The sequence below is a fragment of the Arthrobacter sp. NtRootA1 genome (assembly GCF_019976975.1).
GTDB classification, from domain to species: Bacteria; Actinomycetota; Actinomycetes; order Actinomycetales; family Micrococcaceae; genus Arthrobacter; species Arthrobacter aromaticivorans.
Genome location: NZ_AP024630.1, coordinates 4,782,747 through 4,803,987 on the forward strand (window position 1 = coordinate 4,782,747; position 21,241 = coordinate 4,803,987).

At 62.6% G+C, this 21,241-nt stretch carries 18 protein-coding genes and 1 pseudogene; 10 read left to right on the top strand and 9 right to left on the bottom strand.

The window, feature by feature from the left end; translation table 11 throughout:
• The first annotated feature begins 4 nt into the window (after window positions 1-4).
• Window positions 5-1,462: a rhamnulokinase family protein gene (locus tag LDN90_RS21800; protein ID WP_223947102.1), complete on the top strand. Its 1,458-nt coding sequence runs from the start codon at window positions 5-7 to the stop codon at window positions 1,460-1,462.
• A gap of 7 nt (window positions 1,463-1,469) precedes the next feature.
• On the opposite strand, the gene LDN90_RS21805 is transcribed toward LDN90_RS21800, so the two are convergent.
• Window positions 1,470-3,431: an FG-GAP-like repeat-containing protein gene (locus tag LDN90_RS21805; protein ID WP_223947103.1), complete on the bottom strand. Its 1,962-nt coding sequence runs from the start codon at window positions 3,429-3,431 to the stop codon at window positions 1,470-1,472.
• A 140-nt stretch (window positions 3,432-3,571) separates the two neighbouring features.
• Here LDN90_RS21805 and panD point away from each other — a divergent pair, with 140 nt between their 5' ends.
• Window positions 3,572-4,003, top strand: coding sequence for an aspartate 1-decarboxylase (panD, locus tag LDN90_RS21810; RefSeq protein ID WP_216927071.1), 432 nt, complete (start codon window positions 3,572-3,574; stop codon window positions 4,001-4,003).
• 70 nt (window positions 4,004-4,073) lie between these two features.
• Here the strand turns inward: panD and LDN90_RS21815 are convergent, their stop codons facing one another.
• The 4 genes from LDN90_RS21815 to LDN90_RS21830 all read right to left on the bottom strand — a co-directional run bounded on the left by LDN90_RS21815 (window position 4,074) and on the right by LDN90_RS21830 (window position 8,103).
• Complete coding sequence (locus LDN90_RS21815; RefSeq protein ID WP_223947104.1) at window positions 4,074-5,402, bottom strand: NAD(P)/FAD-dependent oxidoreductase; 1,329 nt, start codon at window positions 5,400-5,402, stop codon at window positions 4,074-4,076.
• Between the two features lie 13 nt (window positions 5,403-5,415).
• Entirely contained in the window at window positions 5,416-5,748 is a 333-nt protein-coding gene (locus LDN90_RS21820; RefSeq protein WP_223947105.1) for a cupin domain-containing protein, read from the bottom strand.
• A 66-nt stretch (window positions 5,749-5,814) separates the two neighbouring features.
• Window positions 5,815-6,606, bottom strand: coding sequence for a MoaF C-terminal domain-containing protein (locus tag LDN90_RS21825; protein WP_223947106.1), 792 nt, complete (start codon window positions 6,604-6,606; stop codon window positions 5,815-5,817).
• A 45-nt stretch (window positions 6,607-6,651) separates the two neighbouring features.
• Window positions 6,652-8,103: an APC family permease gene (locus tag LDN90_RS21830; RefSeq protein WP_223947107.1), complete on the bottom strand. Its 1,452-nt coding sequence runs from the start codon at window positions 8,101-8,103 to the stop codon at window positions 6,652-6,654.
• Window positions 8,104-8,309: 206 nt separating this feature from the next.
• Between LDN90_RS21830 and LDN90_RS21835 the strand changes: the two genes are divergently transcribed.
• On the top strand, window positions 8,310-8,909 hold the full coding sequence (locus tag LDN90_RS21835) for a TetR family transcriptional regulator (protein ID WP_223947108.1): 600 nt from the start codon (window positions 8,310-8,312) through the stop codon (window positions 8,907-8,909).
• 165 nt (window positions 8,910-9,074) lie between these two features.
• Window positions 9,075-10,001: an AEC family transporter gene (locus tag LDN90_RS21840; protein ID WP_216927069.1), complete on the top strand. Its 927-nt coding sequence runs from the start codon at window positions 9,075-9,077 to the stop codon at window positions 9,999-10,001.
• 79 nt (window positions 10,002-10,080) lie between these two features.
• Here LDN90_RS21840 and LDN90_RS21845 read toward each other — a convergent pair whose 3' ends face one another.
• The 4 genes from LDN90_RS21845 to LDN90_RS21860 form a co-directional block, all read right to left on the bottom strand.
• Window positions 10,081-12,717: a trehalase-like domain-containing protein gene (locus LDN90_RS21845; protein ID WP_223947109.1), complete on the bottom strand. Its 2,637-nt coding sequence runs from the start codon at window positions 12,715-12,717 to the stop codon at window positions 10,081-10,083.
• Window positions 12,718-12,828: 111 nt separating this feature from the next.
• The gene (locus LDN90_RS21850) at window positions 12,829-13,818 is read right to left on the bottom strand and encodes an LLM class flavin-dependent oxidoreductase (protein WP_216927067.1); all 990 of its coding nucleotides are present in this window, start codon (window positions 13,816-13,818) and stop codon (window positions 12,829-12,831) included.
• Window positions 13,819-13,963: 145 nt separating this feature from the next.
• A complete protein-coding gene (locus LDN90_RS21855) occupies window positions 13,964-14,893 on the bottom strand; it encodes a threonine/serine dehydratase (protein ID WP_223947110.1) in 930 nt (309 codons plus the stop codon).
• A gap of 95 nt (window positions 14,894-14,988) precedes the next feature.
• Window positions 14,989-15,870, bottom strand: coding sequence for a helix-turn-helix transcriptional regulator (locus LDN90_RS21860; protein ID WP_223947111.1), 882 nt, complete (start codon window positions 15,868-15,870; stop codon window positions 14,989-14,991).
• A gap of 195 nt (window positions 15,871-16,065) precedes the next feature.
• On the opposite strand from LDN90_RS21860, the gene LDN90_RS21865 reads away from it, so the two are divergent.
• The 6 genes and pseudogenes from LDN90_RS21865 to LDN90_RS21885 all read left to right on the top strand — a co-directional run bounded on the left by LDN90_RS21865 (window position 16,066) and on the right by LDN90_RS21885 (window position 21,155).
• Window positions 16,066-16,947, top strand: a complete 882-nt coding sequence (locus tag LDN90_RS21865) for an aldo/keto reductase (RefSeq protein ID WP_223947112.1) — start codon at window positions 16,066-16,068, stop codon at window positions 16,945-16,947.
• 108 nt (window positions 16,948-17,055) lie between these two features.
• Window positions 17,056-17,496, top strand: a complete 441-nt coding sequence (locus LDN90_RS21870; RefSeq protein ID WP_223947113.1) for a GNAT family N-acetyltransferase — start codon at window positions 17,056-17,058, stop codon at window positions 17,494-17,496.
• Between the two features lie 116 nt (window positions 17,497-17,612).
• The gene (locus LDN90_RS21875) at window positions 17,613-18,440 is read left to right on the top strand and encodes a VCBS repeat-containing protein (RefSeq protein WP_346346995.1); all 828 of its coding nucleotides are present in this window, start codon (window positions 17,613-17,615) and stop codon (window positions 18,438-18,440) included.
• A complete protein-coding gene (locus LDN90_RS24310) occupies window positions 18,338-18,760 on the top strand; it encodes a hypothetical protein (protein ID WP_346346996.1) in 423 nt (140 codons plus the stop codon). Before LDN90_RS21875 ends, LDN90_RS24310 begins: the two co-directional genes overlap by 103 nt.
• A 4-nt stretch (window positions 18,761-18,764) precedes the next feature.
• A pseudogene (locus LDN90_RS21880) lies at window positions 18,765-19,227 on the top strand (hypothetical protein); the annotation flags it as partial.
• A gap of 176 nt (window positions 19,228-19,403) precedes the next feature.
• On the top strand, window positions 19,404-21,155 hold the full coding sequence (locus LDN90_RS21885; RefSeq protein ID WP_223947114.1) for a helicase HerA-like domain-containing protein: 1,752 nt from the start codon (window positions 19,404-19,406) through the stop codon (window positions 21,153-21,155).
• The last annotated feature ends 86 nt before the right edge of the window (window positions 21,156-21,241 follow it).

Below are 21,241 nucleotides of genomic sequence, written 5' to 3' on the forward strand. Positions count from 1 at the left end.
CCAGATGGTCAAAGGAACCACCGCGAACAGCAAAGCAGTCTTCGCGGCAGTGGATATTGGCGCCTCTTCCGGTCGCGTCATGCTGGGCCGCGTCTCGCCCACTTCGGGTGTGGCCCTCGAGACCATCCACCGCTTCCCCAACGGAGTTGTAGAGCTCGACGGCGGCCTCCGCTGGGACTTCGACGCCCTCTTCGCGGAGGTACTCAATGGCTTGTCCGCCGCCGCTGCCGTCGCGAGTGGGAATGGTGAGCGCATCCTCAGCATTGGCATCGACACTTGGGCAGTGGACTATGGCCTGGTGAACGACGCCGGTGAACTCACCACGCAACCGTACAGCTATAGGGACGAGCGCAGCCGGGCGACGGTGGAACGCGTGCACTCTGCGATCTCCCCGGAGAAGTTATATGCCACAACGGGTTTGCAATACCTGCAGTTCAACACGCTGTACCAGCTGGCAGCGGAACCAAAGCTGGATGGTTTGCAGGCTCTCCTCATCCCGGACCTGATCGCCTTCCTGCTCACGGGAGAACGCCGGACGGAGGCTACAAACGCCTCCACCACAGGGCTCTTCAATGCTGAGACGGGAGAGTGGGCCACCGAGTTCCTCGACGCACTGGGCCTGCCGGGAGACATCTTCCCTCCGCTCATCCAACCCGGCGAAACCGTGGGCACGCTGCTGCCCTCGGTGCTTGAGCAAACAGGGCTGCCCTCGGACACGGTAGTGGTGGCAGTGGGTTCGCATGACACCGCTTCGGCTGTCGCGGCTGTCCCCGCTGAAGTGCCGGATTTCGCCTACATTTCCTCGGGAACGTGGTCCCTGGTGGGGGTGGAGCTGGACGCTCCCGTGCTCAGCGAAGCAAGCCGTAAGGCCAACTTCACCAACGAACGCGGCGTGGACAGCACCATCCGGTACCTGCGGAATGTCGGCGGGCTCTGGCTGCTCAGCGAGTGCCAACGTGCTTGGGCGGCGCAAGGGTTCAGCCAATCGCTGACCTCGCTGCTGAACGCGGCCGCCGCTCTTTCCGCCGACGGTCCACGAATCAACGCCGACGACCCGGCCTTCACAGCTCCGGACAACATGCCGGACCGCATTCGCGCAGCCGTGCGGAACACAGGTTCCGTGCTTGCGGACCGGCCTGCCGCCGTCGTGCGTTGCATCATGGACAGCCTCGCCGCCGGTTACGCCCGCACATTGGCCGACGCCGAGCGGCTCACCGGCCGCAGCACCAGCGTGGTGCACATTGTGGGCGGCGGTTCGCAGAACCGGCTCCTATGCCAACTGACAGCGGACGCCACTGGGAAGCCCGTGATCGCCGGGCCCATTGAGGCGACGGCGCAGGGCAACGTCCTGGTTCAGGCCCGCGCGGCAGGAGTGGTGACCGGTGGGCTCAAGGAACTGCGTGCCCAGGTGGCGGCGGGAACAGAGCTGGAGCGTTACGAACCGGCAGGGGCGCTGGTGTAACGAATGGTCAGGCGATGACCGTCATGACGTTCCAGCCAACCCCCACCAGCACTCGGGGCAGGTATCCGCCCGATGGCCTCCCGGGATACAGCCAGAGATTTCCGGTGCCGTCGCGGGCCAGGAGGTCTGGCTGGTCGTCGCTGTCGAAGTCCCCTGGGGTCACCATTGCGGTCATCCCGTTCCACTCGATCCCCACCAGCATCCTGCTGCGCCATTCCCCGGCTGTGGTCCGTTGGTAAAGCCAAAGGGTGCCTGCGCGATCCCGGGCGAGGATGTCATTGCCGGCTTCATTAGTATTGCCCGGACCGAGGATCGCCGTCATCTCGTTCCACCCCGTGCCGATCCTGGTACGGGGCAGCCAGCCGCCGGTGCCGTCGCCGGGATAAAGCCACAAATCACCGGCACCGTCACGGGCGACTATGTCCGTCTTGCCATCGAAGTTGAAATCTCCGGGGGTGACGACGGCGGTCATCGAGTTCCAGCCCGTACCCACCTTGGACCGGGGCAGCCAGTCCGAGGCCCCGTTTCCGGGGTACAGCCAGAGGTCGCCGACACCGTCGCGCGCCAGGATGTCCGGAAAGTGGTCGCCGTTGAAGTCCCCCGGGGTGGCGATGAGGTTCATGACGTTCCAGCCGGAGCCCACCTGCTTGCGTGGGAGCCAGCCTGTGTTGGCGTTGCCAGGGTAGAGCCACAACGCACCGTTCCCGTCCCTGGCCAGGACGTCGGTGGCGCCGTCCGAGTTGTAGTCCTTGCGGATATGTTCAATGACCGGGGCGCGGAGAACCAAGATCCTGTTTCCGTCGATGAACGTCCCGTAGCCTTTGCTTCCGCCCGGCTCGAGGATGAAATTCTCGGGATTCTCACCCATGAACTCCGTTCCCAGGAATTTCTGCGAAGGCAAGGCCCTGACCACGGCAAAGGTTCCCACTATGTAGAGCCGGGTGCCATCCACACTGACCCGCACTACGGGCTTGTCCCGCCCTACGTACCCGTTCTCGAGTGCCGTGGAGGTGTTGTTAACGAGGTCCAACGTGACCACGAAATAGGCGCCAGCTTCGAAGCGACCGTTGACGTATCTGCCGGGTTCCTGATCCACCGCGTAGCCGGTTTTGCCGTCGGGAGTCAGTGCGGGCAGGGACGGCTCACTCGTCGTTCTAATGGTCCCGACCAACGCGTCGGTAGCAACGGACATCACGGAAAGACCGCTTTCCTGGGTACTGCTGAAGGTGAAGTAGACCCGGGATCCGTCCGCCGACAAGGCTCCGCCGTAAACCCCCACGGGGACCGGGACAGTTTTGCTGACCGTGTTCGTTGCAGCGTTGATGACGGTGACGGTGTCATCAAACAAGTTCGGGACATAGACTTTCGCGCCATCGGCTACGATGACTGGCCTGCCGGGGCCCGACCCCACCGGCAACACCGTTTTGATTTTCCTGGCAGCGACGTCAATGACAACCACGGAGCCGGCCGATAGGGATTCGTCCGACACGTACACGGTGGCGCCGTCCGGCGAAACAGCCAATTTCCCGGCTTTTTCCATGGGTACCGCACCAGTGACCCGCATCGAAGCCACGTCAATGATCGTCACGTTCGGAATACCAATGCCGGCAGCTACGAAAGCGGTCGTTTCGTCCCGTGAGAGGACCATGTCACCTGCGCCGGGAACGTCCACACTCGCAACGACGGTGTCGCTGGCAACGTCGATCGCGTGGAACTTATCGCGGCCCGCCACGAAGGCACGCGACCCGTCGCCGTTGAACGCAATGGATCGGGCAGGTACGGCAATGCTGGACGGCGGCTCGAGGGTCGCCGTCGGAACGGCGCTGCCTGGGGCCAGGGCTTGTGGGAAGGCCACGGGCTCCGCGTTGGCTGCGGGTATGAATCCTGTCACCATCACAAATGCCATGACCACGGCGGCTACGCCCACACGGATGTTCGGCGCGCGGAAAAGCCCTTTACTTGAACCCATGAATCCCCCCGGCTTCCTGCGTCGCGGATCTGAGCATCCGACCCCGATCGTCAAACAGTATCGATGGGCGGCGGCAAAAACCAGAGGCGTCTGGTACGTCACAGCGCCGGATGAGGGTGCCGCGCTAAACTGATCGCATTATGATCCGCACAATGTTCAAGTCCAAGATCCACCGCGCAACGGTGACCCATGCCGATCTTCACTACGTCGGCTCGGTCACTGTCGACCTTGACCTGCTGGACGCGGCTGACATCCTTCCGGGCGAACTCGTCTCCATCGTGGACGTCACCAATGGTGCCCGGCTGGAAACCTACACCATCGCCGGCGAGCGCGGTTCCGGCGTCATCGGGATCAACGGCGCGGCTGCCCACCAGGTTCATGTAGGGGATGTCGTCATCCTCATCACCTATGCGGAGATGACCACTGAAGAGGCCCGGGCCTACGAACCCAAGGTTGTGCACGTTGGTAAGGACAACCAGATCCTTCAGCTCGGCAACGACCCCGCCGAAGGCCACACCCCCGGGCTTATGCGCCCGCCGCACGCGCTGAGCAACGCAGCGCACCTCAGTTAACCCGGCCAAAAGCCAAACCTCGACGTCGGCACTCACCAGAGTGCCGACGTCGAGCGCGTTTCGGGTTGTTTTAGACAACGACAGGAGCTTGGAAGGGTGACCTCGCGTCGTTGCCAAGGGCGGATGCTGCTTCGCGGGCTGCGTCAAAGCCGCTCTCGATGGCACCGTCGATGAACCCTCCCCAGCCGTTGGCGAAGTCAGATCCCGCGAGGCGGATTCTTCCCTCCGGCCGCTGGAGTTCCGCCAGGGACCGGGTCAGGTACCCCGTGTAGTGCATGGGCCAGGTGGAGCGGGCATATTCGTCGGCCACCCAGTCGTGTCCGGCCACATCGAGCACTTTCAACCCCGGGACAATGGCGTCAAGGTGACGTTGTGCTGCGGCGGCGTCGGTGAGGTCCACGGCCCCGGCGTCGGGCCCGAAGCAGACCAGGGTGGTGGTGTCATGGTCGATGTACTCGGCTTGGACGAAGTTCAGGGCGGCTGTCTCAGGACCGAACGCGACGAACCTCTCCTGCCGGCCTTGCACCCTGATCCACAGTTTTGCGCCCAAGCCCGCCTGTCCCCTTGCTGCCGCCTCCTTCTTCCCGCGCGACAGCGGGGGTTGGATATCAATGTGGTTGAGCACGCTGAGCGGTAGCGCGAGAATGAGCTGACGGGCCGTGTATTGCTTGCCCGCGACAGTAGTCACAAGGACTCCCTTGTCATCCTGTTTGATGGAACACACCACCTGATTCAGCCGCAGCTCGGCTGTTGAGTCCGCAAGGATCGCTTCGGCGAGGCGGCGGGTGCCGCCGTCGATCTTGAAGCTAGCGCACGCCTCGAACATCAGCTTCCAGTCCCCACTTGCCACGGCGCACCAGCGCAATGCCTGGGAGTACGCCGCTTGGTCCAGCTTGCCGTTGAAATTCAACGTCCAGAAAGACCTCAGCAGCTGGCGCTGGTCCTCGGGGAGATCCAATCGGTCGATTGCTTCCGAGAGTGTGAGCTCGTCGATATCCGCCACATCAGGGTTATCCAGAGGTGACCACGGAAGGGGAAAATAGCGCCGGGCCGCAGCAAGGAGCATTCGATTCGGACCATCCAGCAATTCCAGCAAGCTTTCTGCGGTGCCTTGATGCCTCTGTCCGTTTACGGTCCAGGAAGCCTGGGTGAATTCCGGCCCGGGCAGGGCCTTGATGCCATACCGGCCCATTGCCGCCCAGACAAAAGGCTGGGTCCAGTGCACCCAGGTGCCACCGAGTTCCAGGTCCCGGCCAAGGTGCTCCGCCAGGTGGGTCCGTCCGGCGATGCGGTCTTTCGCCTCCAGCAGTATGGTGCGGTGTCCGCTGCGGGACAGCTCCCTTGCTGCTGTGAGACCGGCGAAACCAGCCCCAATAACAATGACGTCGGAGGTTTCCACTGTGCCCCGTTCTTCAGCTGTAGACGAAGAATTCAACGGTCGGTTCCAAGACACTCCAGCGGGTCATTGCCCCCTTGGACAGCGAGGCCATGGACCCTTCCTTCAGCTCAAGGGTGGTCGCGCCCTTGACCTCGATGCGGAGATGACCGGACACGATGTAAATGGTTTCATCCTGGTCAATCGGAAGGTCGAACGGTTCCGGTGCTTCCTCAGGGGTGACTTTCCAGATGCCGCCGCTAAGCGCCTCATTGCCGTTGTCACCTGGACGCCGAAGCCATTGAACAGTACCGAGTGCAAACGGTTCAAAGGCGGCGTGGTCAAGGCGGGCATGGAAGACCTGGGACATGGTGCTGCTCCTCTGTGGTGGTGGTTGTTGCGCGGAGGTGGACCTCCACAAGCTATGTGTGGGGTATCAGTGTTTGTGGGTGTCCTGCGGGTAGCTCGTGGTGTTCAGGACCGTGAGCCTGGAGTTGAACGGCAAAGTAACTGGTTCAGCGGAGGGATTGTCCCAGCCGAACATCCGCCCGATGGAGCGCTGCTCGCGCAGATCGATCAAGAGCACCGCTTCAACAGTCATCACCTGTTCGGTCCAGAAAAAGATGTAGAGATCCTCCGCCACTGCCCAAGTCATGCAGCGGTCCGTATCAGCGAGCCCTGCTTCCCCTCCCCGGACACAGTGCCACGTGAACGTTCCCTGATTCAGGTAGATGTGCTCGTACGATTCGATGTCGCTGTAGCGATAGAAGATGCGTTTTCCTACGAGGTCCGCCGATCGTTGGTGCACTGTGGGCTGGCCGCTGGTGTTGGAATGTGTGAAGTCGGTATGACCCCGGACTTTCCCGTCCGAGCGGACAAATCCGGAGACGGCAGCGGTGATGGCTCCTGTGGATTGGTCAAAGATAACGGTGACATTTTCGGCGTCGGCGTCTTTGCCGCGAACGAAATCGATGATGAAAATTCCCGGGCGGGCTTCAATCGCCTTATAGGCAGCGGTCCCGCTGGCCGTGCCCTCGGTCCAGGTGAGGGTTGACGGGGTGAGGAAGTTGTACTCGCTGGGGGTGCCGTCAGCTGCCTGGAAGGAAACAATTGTGGCGGCCAGTGCAGGTGAAGCAGGCAGGGTCTGAGCCCCGAAGCCGTCCAGCATGGTGGAGACCGGGGGCCATTCTTCCTCGGGGACGTAGTCCTGCAGTTCAGTGGTGGTCATGGGTTTGGTCCTTTTGTTGATGTAGAGAAGCTCAAGGCATTCAGCTCAGACGATTTCTGCGGCGTAGTTGATGGTGGGTTTTTGGGTTCCCCGGATCAGCCCCGCCATGAATATGAGCGGGATGCCCAGGAGGAGCCAGCGGGCCACCCCTCCTGCGCCTCCGAGTAGGACGTCATAGTTGTCCAAGGTGAGGTACCCCACCACAACAAACGCCACGAGGGACAGTGCGGGTGCGATCACTGTGACCCAGATGTTGTCCCGGATCCCTGATCTGGCGAAGTACAGCAGGACCGCAGCGGAGGTCAGCAGCAGGATTGAGATGAAACCTGCTGTTCCCAGCGCCACAAACCAGGCGAAGACGGTGGCGATCGGGTCCGCACCGGCCAGCAGGAAGGCACTAATCACTGCCAGGACAACCAAGGAATTGACCAGGCCGGCAAAGGCGGGCGCCCCGGTCGCGGAAACGGAGGACAGCCTGGCCGGGAGTGCGCCGGACCTGCCGAGCGCAAAGAGGTACCGGGAGAACATGTTGGACAAGCCCAGGAGCATCGCGATGAAGCTCGTGACCACTAAGACCTGCATGGCGAGGCTCAGCCAGGCACCTGCGCTGGATTCGGCGAGGTCGAAGATCATCCCGGACGGATTTGCCGTGGCGATGGCCTGGATCCCGTCAATACCCACCGCTCCGCTGATGGCCCATGTGGACAACATATAGAAGACGCCGATGAAGGCAATGACGAGGTAGGCGGCCCGCGGGATGGTTCGCCGCGGATTCCTGGCTTCTTCGGCGAAGACCACCGTGGCTTCGAAGCTGGTAAAGCAGGCAAAGGCGAACAGCAATGAGATCCCCAGGCCGGGCCCGAAGATGTTCTCACCCGTAAACCCGGCGAACGTAAAGATCCCCAACCCCTTTTGCGCAATCAAAGAGGCAACAAGCGCGGCCACCACCAGCGTTTCGCCAAGGATGAGCACTCCCAGCACCTTCAAGCTGGCGTCCACGCCTTTCATGGTGAGCACAGTGGTGAGCGCCAGGACAGCGACGATCCAAAAGTAGACCGGCAGTCCCACACCCGTGAGGCTTTCCACGAGTTGCTGGGCAAACACACCGAACTGGGACCACAACCCGATCTGGAGGCTGAGATAGGTAAGGATTGCGATTCCCGCGCCACCCGTGGCCCACTTGTTGCCCAAGCCTTTCGCGATGTAGGCAACAAATCCGCCTGCGTTGGTGATGTGCTGGCTCATTCTCAGGTATCCCACCGAAAACAGCGCAACCAAAAGAGCTGCTATGACATACACAACCGGAGTTCCGGGCCCGCTCGCGGAGAAGATGACGGGACTGGCTCCCACAACAGCGGCCATGGGGGCTGCGGCCGCAATGGCGAAGAAGGCTACGGCAACGACGCCTAGCTTGTTCGCCCTGAGCCGGACGGCGCCGGCCGAGGGACCGGCATCTTTGAGACCAGCTGGGGCCGAGGTCTTACTGGATTCGTTCATGAGGCTGTTCTTTCCAAAATGCACTGGCATCATCGCCACTGCGGAGGGATGGGGAGCCCTGCGGCCCGTGGACGAATGCCGGGGCGGTGGGGCTGAAGCTGCTCTTGGCGACGGGTGATCCGGGCCACACTTCAAACTATACGTTTGTATAGTTTGAAGTGTCAACGGGTTCCGTTCCAGAATTTCTCCACGGCTAGACTCGCTATATGAGCCAGGAAGCGCGGAAGTTGCCCTACGGAGACGGTCGGGACGCCCTTTTGGCTGCCGTGCTTGACGTCGTAGCGGAGAAAGGCCTGCGTGGGGCGACCTACAGGTCCGTCGCGACCCGCGCCGGCGTCAACCACGCGCTGATCACGCACCACTTCGGCTCCATGGAAGGCCTCCTGGCCGCCACGATGGAATGGTCAGTCCAGCGGTCCATTGAGGAAACCGGGTTGTCGGGAATCGCGGACTTCGACGGCAACTTCGCCGATACACTCATCGCTACAGTCTCTGCCGAACCTGAACTCCAGTTGTTCCAGTTCGAAATGATCCTCGAATCTAGGCGTAACCCCCAGATCCGTGCGATGGTGGAGCGCCTCTACGCCAACTATGTCAACACCGTTGAAGAGGCCTTGACACGCCGCGGGCTGGATACGGGCAACGAAGCATCCCTGGCCATCTTCGCCGCCCTTGACGGCCTCATGATTCAATTCCTCACCATTGGCGACCCCGCCCGGATCAAGTCCGCCGTCAATCAGGTGGAGCGACTGATCGCCGCTCTGGAATCCGTGAACGGAACGCCGGGAAAGCCGGGAAAAAACTAATGCTCGACGTCGGCACTCACCTGAGTGCCGACGTCGAGCGCGTTTGTACAGCACGATTACTCAGCCGTCCGCATGACGGAACTTTTCCGAGAAAACGCTTACTCAGATCGTATTTATGCCTAAGCTGTTGTTCGTGACCCAACACCTCCCCGCCCGCACGCCCTCATGATCGGCGTCCTGTCCGGGTTCTTCGTGGTGTGGGCCATCATCCTGGTGGGCATGTTCGTTGGGCGTCGCGAAATCCTGGGTGAGAACGCCCGCTCGGTCCTGAGCTCGTTGACGTTCTTCGTCGCAAGCCCGGCGCTACTCTTCGAAACCCTGAGCAAGGCCAAGCTGCACGAGGTATTTGCCGCCCCACTGCTGGTCACTGCGGTGGGGGCCATCATCACTGGTCTGTTGTTCTTCCTGATAGTGAAGTTCTGGCTCAAGCGCACCATGCCCGAAGCCCTGATGTCATCGATGAGTGCTTCCCTGGCCAACTCGGCGAACCTGGGTATCCCGATCGCCGTCTTTGTCCTGGGCGACGCGAGCTATGTGGCGCCGCTGCTGATCTTCCAGCTGGCGTTCTTCACGCCGATGTACTTGATGGCGCTCGATGCCAGCACCAGCACCCACCGCACAACTCCCCTGCGGTTCCTGCTCATGATCGTGAAAAACCCGATGATCGTAGGCTCGGGGCTTGGACTTCTGGTGGCAGGAACTGGTTTCCAGGTACCTACGCTCATTCTGGAACCCATCCACCTGATTGGCGGCGCCGCGATTCCGGCCATGCTCATGGCGTTCGGCATGAGCCTGAACGGATCAAGGCCTTTGCAGAAGGACACCGGACGGCGCCTGGACACGCTGCTGGCCAGCGGGTTCAAGCTGTTCGTGCACCCTTCAATCGCTTATGTGTTTGCCCGCTTTGCCTTGGGGATGGACGGGCATGCCCTCTTCGCCGTGGTGGTGACCGCGGCGCTCCCGACGGCCCAGAACGTGTTCGTCGCCGCCACCCGCTACCGCGCCGGCGTCACCGTTGCCAAGGACACCGTGCTCATCACGACCATCGTCGCCGTGCCAGCGATGATCGCCGTGGCGCTGCTGCTCACCTGATTGCACCGCCTCCCCCAACTAGGTCGCATTTGTGCGCGTTTTGGGCGCTCAAAACGCGCTCAATTGCGACTCAGTTGGACTACTCGACGTCAGCGCTGGCCAGATAATGGTCAAGGAGCTGTGCACACCGGATGAAGCCCAGGTGGGAGTATGCCTGCGGGTGATTACCCAGGTGCGTTTCCGAGGCAGGATCGTATTCCTCCGGTAGCAGGCCAGTAGGACCAAACAAAGCCACCAGTTGGTTGAACAGCTCCAGAGCATCGTCCAGGCGTCCAACAGCAAGGTACGCCTCGATCAGCCAGGTGGTGCAGATGTGGAAGCCGCCCTCCAAACCCGGCAGGCCGTCGTCGTACCTGTACCTAAAGACGGTGGGACCCACACGCAGTTCGCGCTCAACGGCCGTTACGGTATCCAGGAACCGCTGGTCCTGGACATCCAGCAGGCCGGACAAGCCGATATGCAGCACTGCGGCATCCAGATCAGGGCTGTCATAGGCCACGGTGTAGGACTGCGCGGACTCGTCCCAGCCCCGCCGTAGGACTTCCTTCCGGATCCTGGCAGCTGTCGGCGCCCAGTCCTCGTGCGCCACACGACCATGCAAAGCAGCGGTTCGCAAGGCCCGGTCCAGCGTTACCCAACACATGACCTTGGTGTATACGTGGTGCCGTGGTGGTCTACGCGCTTCCCAGATTCCGTGGTCTGGCTCGTGCCAGCGGGCAATGACGGCGTGGGCCATCTGCTCCATCAGGAACCAGTGGTCATCCGGCAGGTACCCGCGCCGCTCGCCAAGATCGTGAATCAGCTCGGCTATCGGGCCAAAGACGTCCAACTGCACCTGGTGGTCGGCCGCGTTCCCGATCCTCACCGGACGCGAACCGGCATAGCCTGGAAGGCTCTCGACGATCGCTTCCGTGGACAGTGGAGCACCGGTCACCGAGTACAGCGGGTGGAGCCACTCCGGCCCGGGCGCAGTTTCCAGGATGCGGCCAAGCCAGCGGAGGAACCCGTCGGCCTCGTCCGTAGAGCCCAAGCTCACCAAGGAATTAACGGTCATGGAACCGTCCCGCAGCCAGCAATACCGGTAATCCCAGTTGCGCGTCCCGCCGATTCCCTCCGGCAGGGACGTAGTTGGTGCCGCAAGGACAGCACCCGTGGGCTCATGCACCAGCGACCTCAGAACCAGCGCAGAGCGCCGCACCAGTGAGGTCTTGATGGTGGGCAGCTGCAGCGTCTTGACCCACTCCCGCGCAGACTGCCCGACGGCGGCACGCCGCGCCGGCTCTCCAACCGGGTCCGCGGGTGGCGGCTCTGTGTCACCGCAGCGCAGGTTCAGCACCACAGGACCATATTGCAGCGGCACTTCAGCGGTGGCCGTGGCGTACCTGCCGTCGCTGGTGATCTGGAAGGCAACCCCTGGCGCCGAGAGGATGATGGGATCGGAGGTGCCCATGATGTGGACTTCCTCGCCACGGATCTCCATACTGAAGGGCGCAGTGGCATAGTCCGGCCGGGGCGCGAACACTATCCGGGCCGTACCCGTGCCGGACAGAACACGGACCAGGCTGGTGATGCCTTCAGGTGCGGGCTCAAGATAGTCCGTCACGGTGACGTCGGCCCAACGGGTCTCCACGATCATGGTGTTGTCCACATAGCGCTGGGCGAGTACTTGCGAACGCTTGACAGGTTCGATGCTGAAGTGGCCCGCCGGTTCACCGCCCAGGATATGCGCAAACAGGGACCCCGAGTCCGGCAAGGGGTGGGTCATCCAGCAAACCTTGGCGTCAGGGGTGAGCAACGCCGTTGACGTGCCGTTGCCGATCATCGAATGCCGCTCCAGCCCCACGGCGTCCTCGCCGAACAGCCACGCCCGCCGCAGTTCGAACAACAAAGCCAGCACACGTGCAAAGGCTTCCGGATCCGGAATGGTGTGTGCCGCCGTCGTACTCTCGGGCCCGACGTGAAGACCAAGGTCAGGGCCGCGCAAAGTGGCGAGCGCCTTTTCGTCGCTTTCGGCGTCGCCCGCGTAAAGGGCAGCGCTCACACCCAGGCGCGAGCGAAGCTGCTCCAGGGCCTGGCCCTTGGCCGGTTCCTCAACGGTAAGGTCCAGCACGGAGCCGTCGATGATGAAATAGAGCCCGTACTCAATGGCAATCTGCTGGGACCGGAAGATGACGCGTTCCACCACTTCCGGCGTCGCGGGCCGGGTGTGGACAGCAACGCCCACCGGCTTGCGGACGATGCTGATGCCCTTCTCAAAAGCGACCGCTTCAGTCAATGCCGTGGCTACCTGCTGAAGCAGGGTTTCCTTGGCCAGGGACAGTGTGTACGCATAGCCCATATCGAACTCAACGCCGTGGGATCCCACCAAATGAACTTCCGCCGGCAACCTGGACACTGCAGCAAGGTCGCGCAAGGACCGGCCCGAGATGATGGCCGTATGCGTGTTGGGAAGGGCTGCGAGCGCCCGGAGTGCAACGGCTGCGCTATCCAACGGCAAGGTCTCGGTGGAGGTTCCTTCAGCTGAACAGAGAGTGCCGCCATAGTTGCACGCCACCAGCAAACCCGGGACGCGGGCAATGGCCCTAAGCTCCGCCATCAGCTGCGGCGTGATGCCCTGCTGCGCGTCCGTCCGGAGCAAGGTCCGGAGCAGGCCAAGCGGCAGCGAGTTCATCAGCAGCGCCGAGTCTGCGGCTGATTGATTTAAGGGCGTGGGCATAGCGGATCCTTCCACTGCGGATAGCTATAGTCTCCGCCTGTGGAGTTTCGGCGTCATGCCTAAATCATTGCAAATGCGTAAAGCTTTCGAATTTATTTTCGAGGCCGGCGCCTACGCCCTCACAAGCCCCGCAACTTCGGCAACCAGTTCCACCGAGCGCAGGCGTTCCTGGGTGCCAATGCTCTGGTGGGCGACGATGAGTTCGTCCGCATCGGAGTGCTTGGCGAACTCGTCAAGGTAGTCGCGCACAACGTCCGGCGTACCGACGGCGGAGTACTTCATCATTTGGGAAATGTGCTGGCCTTGCGGGGAATCCAGCACCATATCCGCTTCGTCATCCGTGAACTGCCGGCCGCCGCCAAAGAACAGCGAGACACGGGCACGCTTCACGGCGAGATGGATCGCCTGGGCCTCGGCATTGCTGTCCGCTGCAGTGACGTTAACCCCTGCGATCACGTGCGGTTCGGACAGCTGTTCCGAGGGCTTGAAGTCCCTGCGGTAAATAGCCACGGCATCCTGCAAGGCGGCAGGCGCGAAGTGCGAAGCGAACGCGTAGGGCAGACCAAGCTGCGCAGCCAGCTGTGCCCCAAACAGCGAGGAACCCAGGATGTACAGCGGCACGTTGGTGCCCTTTCCCGGGGTCGCTTCGACACCCTGGATACGAGTAGGTCCGGTGAGGTAGCCCTGCAGTTCCAGGACATCCTGCGGGAAAGCATCCGAGGACGTATGGTCGCGGCGAAGCGCACGCATGGTGTTCTGGTCACTGCCCGGGGCGCGGCCAAGGCCTAGATCGATGCGTCCCGGGTGCAGGGTCTCCAGGGTGCCGAACTGCTCGGCGATAGTCAACGGCGAGTGGTTGGGAAGCATGACGCCGCCGGCCCCAAGCCGGATGGTGTTCGTGTGGGCGGCGACGTGCGCGATCAGCACACTCGTGGCCGAGGAAGCGATGGCTGACATGTTGTGGTGCTCGGCGTACCAGACCCGGCGATAGCCCAGCTCTTCGGCCTTCTGCGCCATGGCAACGCTGCCGGCGAGGCTTTCCGCCACGGTCTGGCCCTTTCCGATGGTTGCCAGGTCCAGGATGGAAAGAGGAACAGTCACGGGGATGCCTTTCGGTACGTTTCGCGGCACCCGCACTGTTGGTTGGCGGGCACTCTAGCGACAACGACGGCGGTCCCCGGCTTATTTCTGTGAGTTGCGTCGCGCAGGGGCTACTTTCGCCGCGTCCCTGAATCCACGCGCCCTTTTAGAAGTGCGCTGGATCCGTGTTGGCGCCGCAGAGAACGACGGCGACCGTCTCACCATCCTTGGGCACGTACGCACCGGAGAGCAGCGCGGCGTAGGCTGCAGCCGCGCCATGCTCCACCACCATTCGGTACTCCTCCCACAGCGTGCGGCGGGCCTGGACGATGTCCTCGTCGCTGACCAGCACGCTCTGCACACCCGTGCGACGCGCAACACCGAATCCGATCTCCCCGATGCGCCGGGCCCCCAGGGAATCCGCGGCGATTCCGGAAACTGCCACATCCACCGGCTCTCCCTTGGCCAAGGCGGTGTGCAGCGTGGGAACCGTCTCAGGCTCGACGCCCACCACATGTGCCCGGCCTTCAACGGCCGCGGCAATGCCACCCATCAACCCGCCCCCGCCTACAGCAACCAGGATGGTATCGACGTCGGGCAATTCGTCCAGCAGTTCCAGGCCAACGCCGCCTGCGCCGGCCACAATCTCGGGCTGGTCATAGGCGTGGCAATAGACCGCGCCTGTTTCCTCGGCGAACTTCACGGCTGCAGCGTAGGCCTCGGCATACTCAGAGCCTCCTTGGACCACGCTGGCCCCGATGGCGTACAACTTGTGGACCTTGTTGGCAGGTGCGGACTCGGGGACGAATACCGTAGCGGGAACGCCCAGCTTCGAAGCCGCGTAGGCGTTGGCCAGGCCAGCGTTCCCACCGGACGCCACCACAATGCCAACCTCTGGGTTCAGTTCGCCATTCTCCCGCGCCGTGAGCAATCGATTGAACGCGCCCCGGGCCTTGAACGTTCCGGTGTGCTGCATGTACTCGCACTTGAACCAGAGGTGATACGGCTCCTGGTTGCCGCTTTCAGCCACCGGTGTGTGCCGTACCCAGCCTGCCGTCCGTGAGTATGCTGCCTCTACTTCTTCGCGTGTGACCATCGTGTGCTGCACCTTTCGTCCGTTTCATCCTATGGTTCGGGCGGTGGTGCTGGGGCGTCGAACAATGGTCAGCACCGTGGACGGTCAGTGAAGGTTCATTTCTTCTCGTTAACTGCAGCTTCCGTAGTTTCGCGTTGCGTCGCTACCCAGCTGGCGAGGACTTTCAAGGCGTCCTCTGAGGTGGTGTTAGGGTCGGCGGTATAGACGTTGATCCTCAGCCCCGGGTCTGCGGGCAGCTCAAGGGCTTCAAAGGTGAGATCCAGGTCCCCCACCACCGGGTGGTGAAGCCGTTTGCGCCCAGTGCGGTGATACTTCACATCGTGCCGGGCCCAGCGTGTGCGGAACTCTTCGCTGCGGGTGGAGAGTTCACCGATCAGGTCCGTGAGGTCCTTGTCGTAGGGATTTTTCCCCGCGGTGGAGCGCAGAACCGCGACTATGTCATCAGCTGCCCGTTCCCAGTCGGCGAAGAACTCCCGGGCTTTGGGATTCAGGAACGTGAAGCGTGCACTGTTGGGCGGCTTGGTTTCTTCGGCCATCAAATCCATGTACAGGGCGTTGCCCAGCTCGTTGGAGGCCAGGACATCCCCGCGGTCGTTGCGTACCCAGGCCGGCGCAGCGGTGATGGCGTCAATGACGCGCTGGACACTGGGCCTCACTGTCTGCGGGCTGCGCTTGCGCCGCACCCGAGGAGCTGCGGTGGCAGCACGGGCCAAATCATAAAGGTGGGCGGTCTCGGCCTCGTCGAGCTTCAATGCTCGGCCAAGTGCTTCAAGGACACTGTCCGAGGCGCCGGAAAGGTTTCCCCGCTCAAGGCGGATGTAGTAATCGATACTCATCCCGGCGAGCATCGCGACTTCCTCGCGGCGCAGCCCCGCAACCCGCCGGTTGCCGCCGTACGCGGGAAGCCCGGCCTCCTCATGGGTGATCCTTGCTCGGCGGGAGGTCAGGAATTTCCGCACATCATCGCTGTGTGTCATGGCCTCCACGCTACGCTGCGGCTCCCCGGCGAGGGAGGGTCTGCCGTTACCCGGAACTTTCAGAGCCCCACTGCATGGGGGTAATGGCATGCACTCCCACGGAATCAGTGCCCGGTGTTGACTGGAAATACGCCCACCGGTGAAGCGCAGAAAGTGCCCGTCCACCGTCCACACGCAACGACAGGAACAGGAAACATGAACATCACACTCAATAACGGCGTCGTCATGCCGGCACTTGGCCTGGGCGTCTTTCAAAGCGCCCCGAAGGAAACGACGGCGGCAGTGGAGGCCGCGCTTGCCACTGGCTACCGGCACATCGACACTGCCGCAGCCTACGGTAATGAGCGCGAGGTAGGTGAAGGCATCCGCAAGTCCGGCCTGGACAGGTCGGAGGTCTTCATCGAAACAAAGGTCTGGGTCAGCGACTATGGCTACGAGCAGACCTTGCACGCATGGGACAAGGCTGTGGGAAAGCTCGGCGTAGAGTCCTTGGACCTACTCATTCTGCACCAGCCGGCTCCAGACAGGTTCGAGAAAACCATCGCTGCGTACAAAGCCCTGGAGGCATTGCTTGCTGATGGCCGCGTCCGCGCGATCGGTGTCAGCAACTTCATGCCGCACCACCTGAAGGAGCTTCTCGCGGCCACCGACGTTGTTCCTGCGGTGAACCAGATTGAACTGCACCCGTACTTCACCCAGCCGAACGTTCAGGCTGCTGATGCCGAACACGGCATCCTGACACAGGCGTGGTCACCGATCGGCGGGATCACGTTCTACCCGGGGTGGGGCGAGGAACGAAAGAACGTCATGGACGATCCCACGCTTGCCGGCATTGCGCAGGCACACAGCAAGAGCCCGGCTCAGGTCATGCTGCGCTGGCACCTGCAACAGGGCCGCTCCGCCATTCCGAAGTCAACCAACCCGTCACGCATCGCCGAGAACTTCGACGTGTTCAACTTTGAACTCAGCGCTGAAGAACTCGCAGCCATCGACGCCCTCGACACGGGCAACCGCAACGGCCCGGACCCGGACATAGCCAGGGAAGAGCGTTTTGCCATGGTCATCCCCGAGGCCTAATCACACCAAGAACCCGCCCGAACATTTCGCCGGCGCCGTCCCGGCTTGATCCGGAAACATTACCGTCGACGAATACACCGGCAGCCAACGCACCATAGGCTTGTTCGCATGGCTGACTTCGTCCTCCGTCCCTGTGTAGCTTCCGACGCCGCGTGGATCGCCGAGCTCCGCGCGGTGGTGATGCGTCCGGATTTGGAACGGCTGGGGCGATTCGATCCCGTCCGTGTCCGCGAGCGCTTCCTCAACAGCTTCCAGCCGGAGCACACCTACGTGATCCATACGGGCGGTGTGGATGCCGGGGTCATTGCCGTCCGCCCGGAGCCGGATGCGCGGTGGATTGAACACTTCTACGTGGCCCCGGCACATCAGGGTATAGGACTCGGGGGTGCCGTACTCCGACATGTCATGGCAGCGTCCGTGGACGAGAGGCCCTTCCGCCTGGACGTACTGCAAGGAAGCCCCGCCCGGCGACTTTATGAACGCCATGGCTTCGTGCTGGAGTCCGAGGATCCTGTCGACGTCTTCATGATGGCCGCAGCCACCCCCTGACTGAACCAACGCAATACGGTAGCCTCAGCACAAACCTATGCACCATCGCTTTGCTTCCTGGGGGAACAATGGGGATAAATCGAGCGCGGGCTTGGACGTTTGTCAGTGCTGCTGCAGTGGCTCTGGCAGCCACGGTGGCCGGGACCGGGCCCGCTACGGCGGACTCCCAGCCAACACCCGTCATCGACGGCGTCCCGTACGTAGGTGCGGAGCTCCGCCGACAGTACGACTACAACTATTGGGGTTGCCGGAACCCGGACGGCACCTCTGAAGCCATCACTTTGGAATGGCTCCGCGACGGCGAGCCGCTCCCGGAGGAACGGCAAGGAGACACTCTGCGGATCTTGCCGGAAGACATGGGCAGCCGTATCTCCATGCGCGTTCATCCCCTCACGCCAGGGAACCAGGGTTGCCCAACTGGCACGCAGCTGAGCAGCGAAACGCAGCCCGTCAAGGCGTCCAGCAGGGCCATGGGCTGGACCGGGCGCGGCAACTTTGAACCCCTTGCCCGCACCTACGATGGCAGACTCATCCTTTACCCGCGGACGTACACCTACGACAAGGGCGCCTGCGAGGGTCCCTGCCCGGCGTACCGGCGTTCCTGGGACGAACCCCGCCAGGTAGGCCAAGGGTGGAATGTTTTTGACATTGTCTTTTCCCCCGGCGACTTTGACGGCGATGGGTGCAACGACCTCCTGGGCAGGGACGCTGCCGGAAAGCTCTTCCTGTACCCCGGCGACGGTGAAGGTGGCTGGCTTCCCCGGGAACAGGTGGGCCAAGGTGGGCCATCTTCGACGCCATCGTGGGCCCGGGCGACTTCAATGGCGACGGCACCAACGATGTGCTGGCACGCGATGCCGCAGGCGGTCTGTTCCTCTACCCCGGCGACGGCGAAGGCGGCTGGCTTCCCCGGGAACAGGTTGGGTGGGGCTGGCAGGTCATGAACAAGATCATCACCGGCGGAGATATGAACGCCGACGGTGGCGTAGATATTTTCGGGCGCGACCAATATGGCTATCTGCGCCAATACCCCACTGACGGCGAAGGCGGCTGGGAGGAACCTGTCTGGCTCGGCACTGGTTGGGAAACGTTCTCCGAAGTGGCCGGACTTGGCAGCTCCAGCCACACGAAGTACAACGACCTCGTCGCCGTTGACCCAAATGGCGACCTCGTCACCTATGCCACCGGCGCTTCAACCACAGGCATGTACGGCCCCTATGGTCCCATCGGCACGGGGTGGGACGTGTTCAAGGAACTGCTGTAGCCTTCGGGCGGCTAGAGCGATCCACGGCTGGTGGCACGGCTTCTTCAGCTTCGTGGATTCCGGGCCGCCGTCACACCGTCTTCGTGAGATGCTCGCGCTGCACCGCGCCGGATTCCTGAAGTTCCTGGGGCCGGGAATGTGGGTTCGCACCGACGAATCAACGGGCCGGTTTGTATCCGGCTCCTTCCAGTCACCCGTGGTGGTGGATGCGTCCGCGTACATCGAGGCACGGCGGCCCTCGAGCCTCCGTGGAACGTTCGGCGAATCCCGCTTTGGCGGACCTGCACGACGCCGGATGGGGCACCGAGCAGAGGTTGCTCACCTCTGCGGATCCACACTCCACGGGCAAACTCCTGGTCTCCGGGAATCAAAGGGTCCTGTCCCCTGTTGGTACTGCACAGAGCACTTTGTTTGCGGTGGGACCGTGGACGTCCGGTTGGGGCGCGGGAGCTTTTGCCCGCCCCAACTGAGTCGCAGTTAAGCGCGTTTTGACCGCCCAAAACGCGCTCAGCTGCTACTTACTTGGGCTATATCTACGAAAGCGCGATCCCCGCGTCGGTCCCCTGCTGGAGGAACTCGCCGTTGACCCACTCCGCGCAAGCATTTGGCTTTCAGCAAGGATCTGGTCCGGCCCAGCTAAGCTATGCGCATGGCCAACGAACCCATTGCAACAACTGCTGAAAAACTTGCCACCATCCAGCAGGGGTACGCCCTGGAAGGTGCCACCATCGAGCTGGGTGCGGCGATCGTGGACGGTGAAATCCACAAGGAGGCCCAGGTCCGGCTCCCCTTGGCGATGATGAACCGCCACGGCCTCGTGGCCGGCGCCACCGGTACTGGCAAAACGGTCACGCTGCACATGATTGCCGAGCAACTCTCGACGGCGGGTGTTCCAGTTTTCCTCGCGGACATCAAGGGAGATCTTTCGGGACTGGCGACGGCGGCAACGGGCAGTGAAAAGTTGAGCGCACGCACTGAAGCCCTCGGCCAGCAGTGGCAGGGAAAGAACTTCCCCGTGGAATTCCTGAGCCTCGGTGGAGACGGCAACGGCATCCCCGTCCGGGCCACCATCACCTCGTTCGGGCCCATCCTGCTCTCGCGCATCATGGACCTCAATGAGACCCAGGAATCCAGCCTCCAGCTGATCTTCCACTTCGCGGACAAGAACAATCTGGAACTGATAGACCTCAAAGACCTCCGGGCTGTGATCCAGTTCCTTACCTCGGACGAAGGCAAGGAACAGTTGGAGGACCTTGGCGGCCTCTCCAAAGCCACAGCGGGCGTAATCCTCCGGGAACTTGTTGGGTTGGAAGCCCAGGGCATGGAGAAGTTCTTCGGCGAACCGGAGTTCGATACCGCCGAACTCCTCCGCACCGCCCCCGACGGCCGAGGCGTCATCAGCTGCCTTGAGCTGCCCACCCTCCAGACCAAGCCCCTGCTGTTTTCCACGTTCCTCATGTGGCTCCTCGCTGATCTCTTCGAAGACCTTCCCGAAGCCGGCGACCTCGACAAACCCAAGCTCGTCTTCTTCCTGGACGAGGCTCACCTGTTGTTCAGCGACGCCTCCAAGGCCTTCCTTGATGCCATCACCACCACGGTCAGGCTCATCCGGTCCAAGGGCGTGGGCATCTTTTTCGTCACCCAGACACCCAAGGATGTCCCTGCCGACGTCCTGGGCCAGCTTGCCAACCGGGTACAGCATGCCTTGCGTGCGTTCACCCCGGAGGACGCCAAGGCGCTCAAGGCCACCGTGTCAACGTTTCCCGTCAGCGACTACGACCTCGAAGAGACGCTCACCTCCGCGGGCATCGGTGAGGCCGTCATTACCGTGATGAACGAAAAAGGCGCGCCTACACCTGTTGCCCTCACCCGGCTGCGTGCCCCCGAGTCCGTGATGGGCCCAAGCACCGATGACCTTGTCCGCAGCACCGTGGCCTCGTCCTCCCTTCTGGTCAAGTACGGGACAGCCGTAGACAACGTGTCCGCCTACGAGAAACTCCATGGCAACGCTGCGCCCTCCACAGGTGACGCCGCGCCGGGCTTGCCGCCGGTTCCGGGCAGTGTTCCGGTGGGTGGTTCCGCTTCGGGCGGTTCTGCCGGGGCGCCGTACGACATCGACGCCGAAGCGCGGCGCATCGAGGAAGAGATCCTCGGCCGCCCGAGTTCCCGTCCGGTCCCTGCGCCCTCCTCGTTTCCAGGGCCGTCCTCGTTTCCGCCAGCACCAGAACCGCAGCATGCCTCCCAGCAGGACGGCGGCATGTTCGGCGACCTTGCCGGGGCACTCGGCGGAGCCCTGGGCGGTGGGCTGAAGAGCATGGTCCGTTCCATGGGGACACAGCTTGGCCGCGACCTCGTGCGCGGCGTTTTCGGTACCTCCTCGCGGCGCCGCCGCTAGCCCTTTTTGGCTGTCAGAAGCCCGACGGCGGGTGGCGGCAAGAGTTGCTGACACCCGCCGTCGGGCCCTACAGGAAGCGTCTTCGC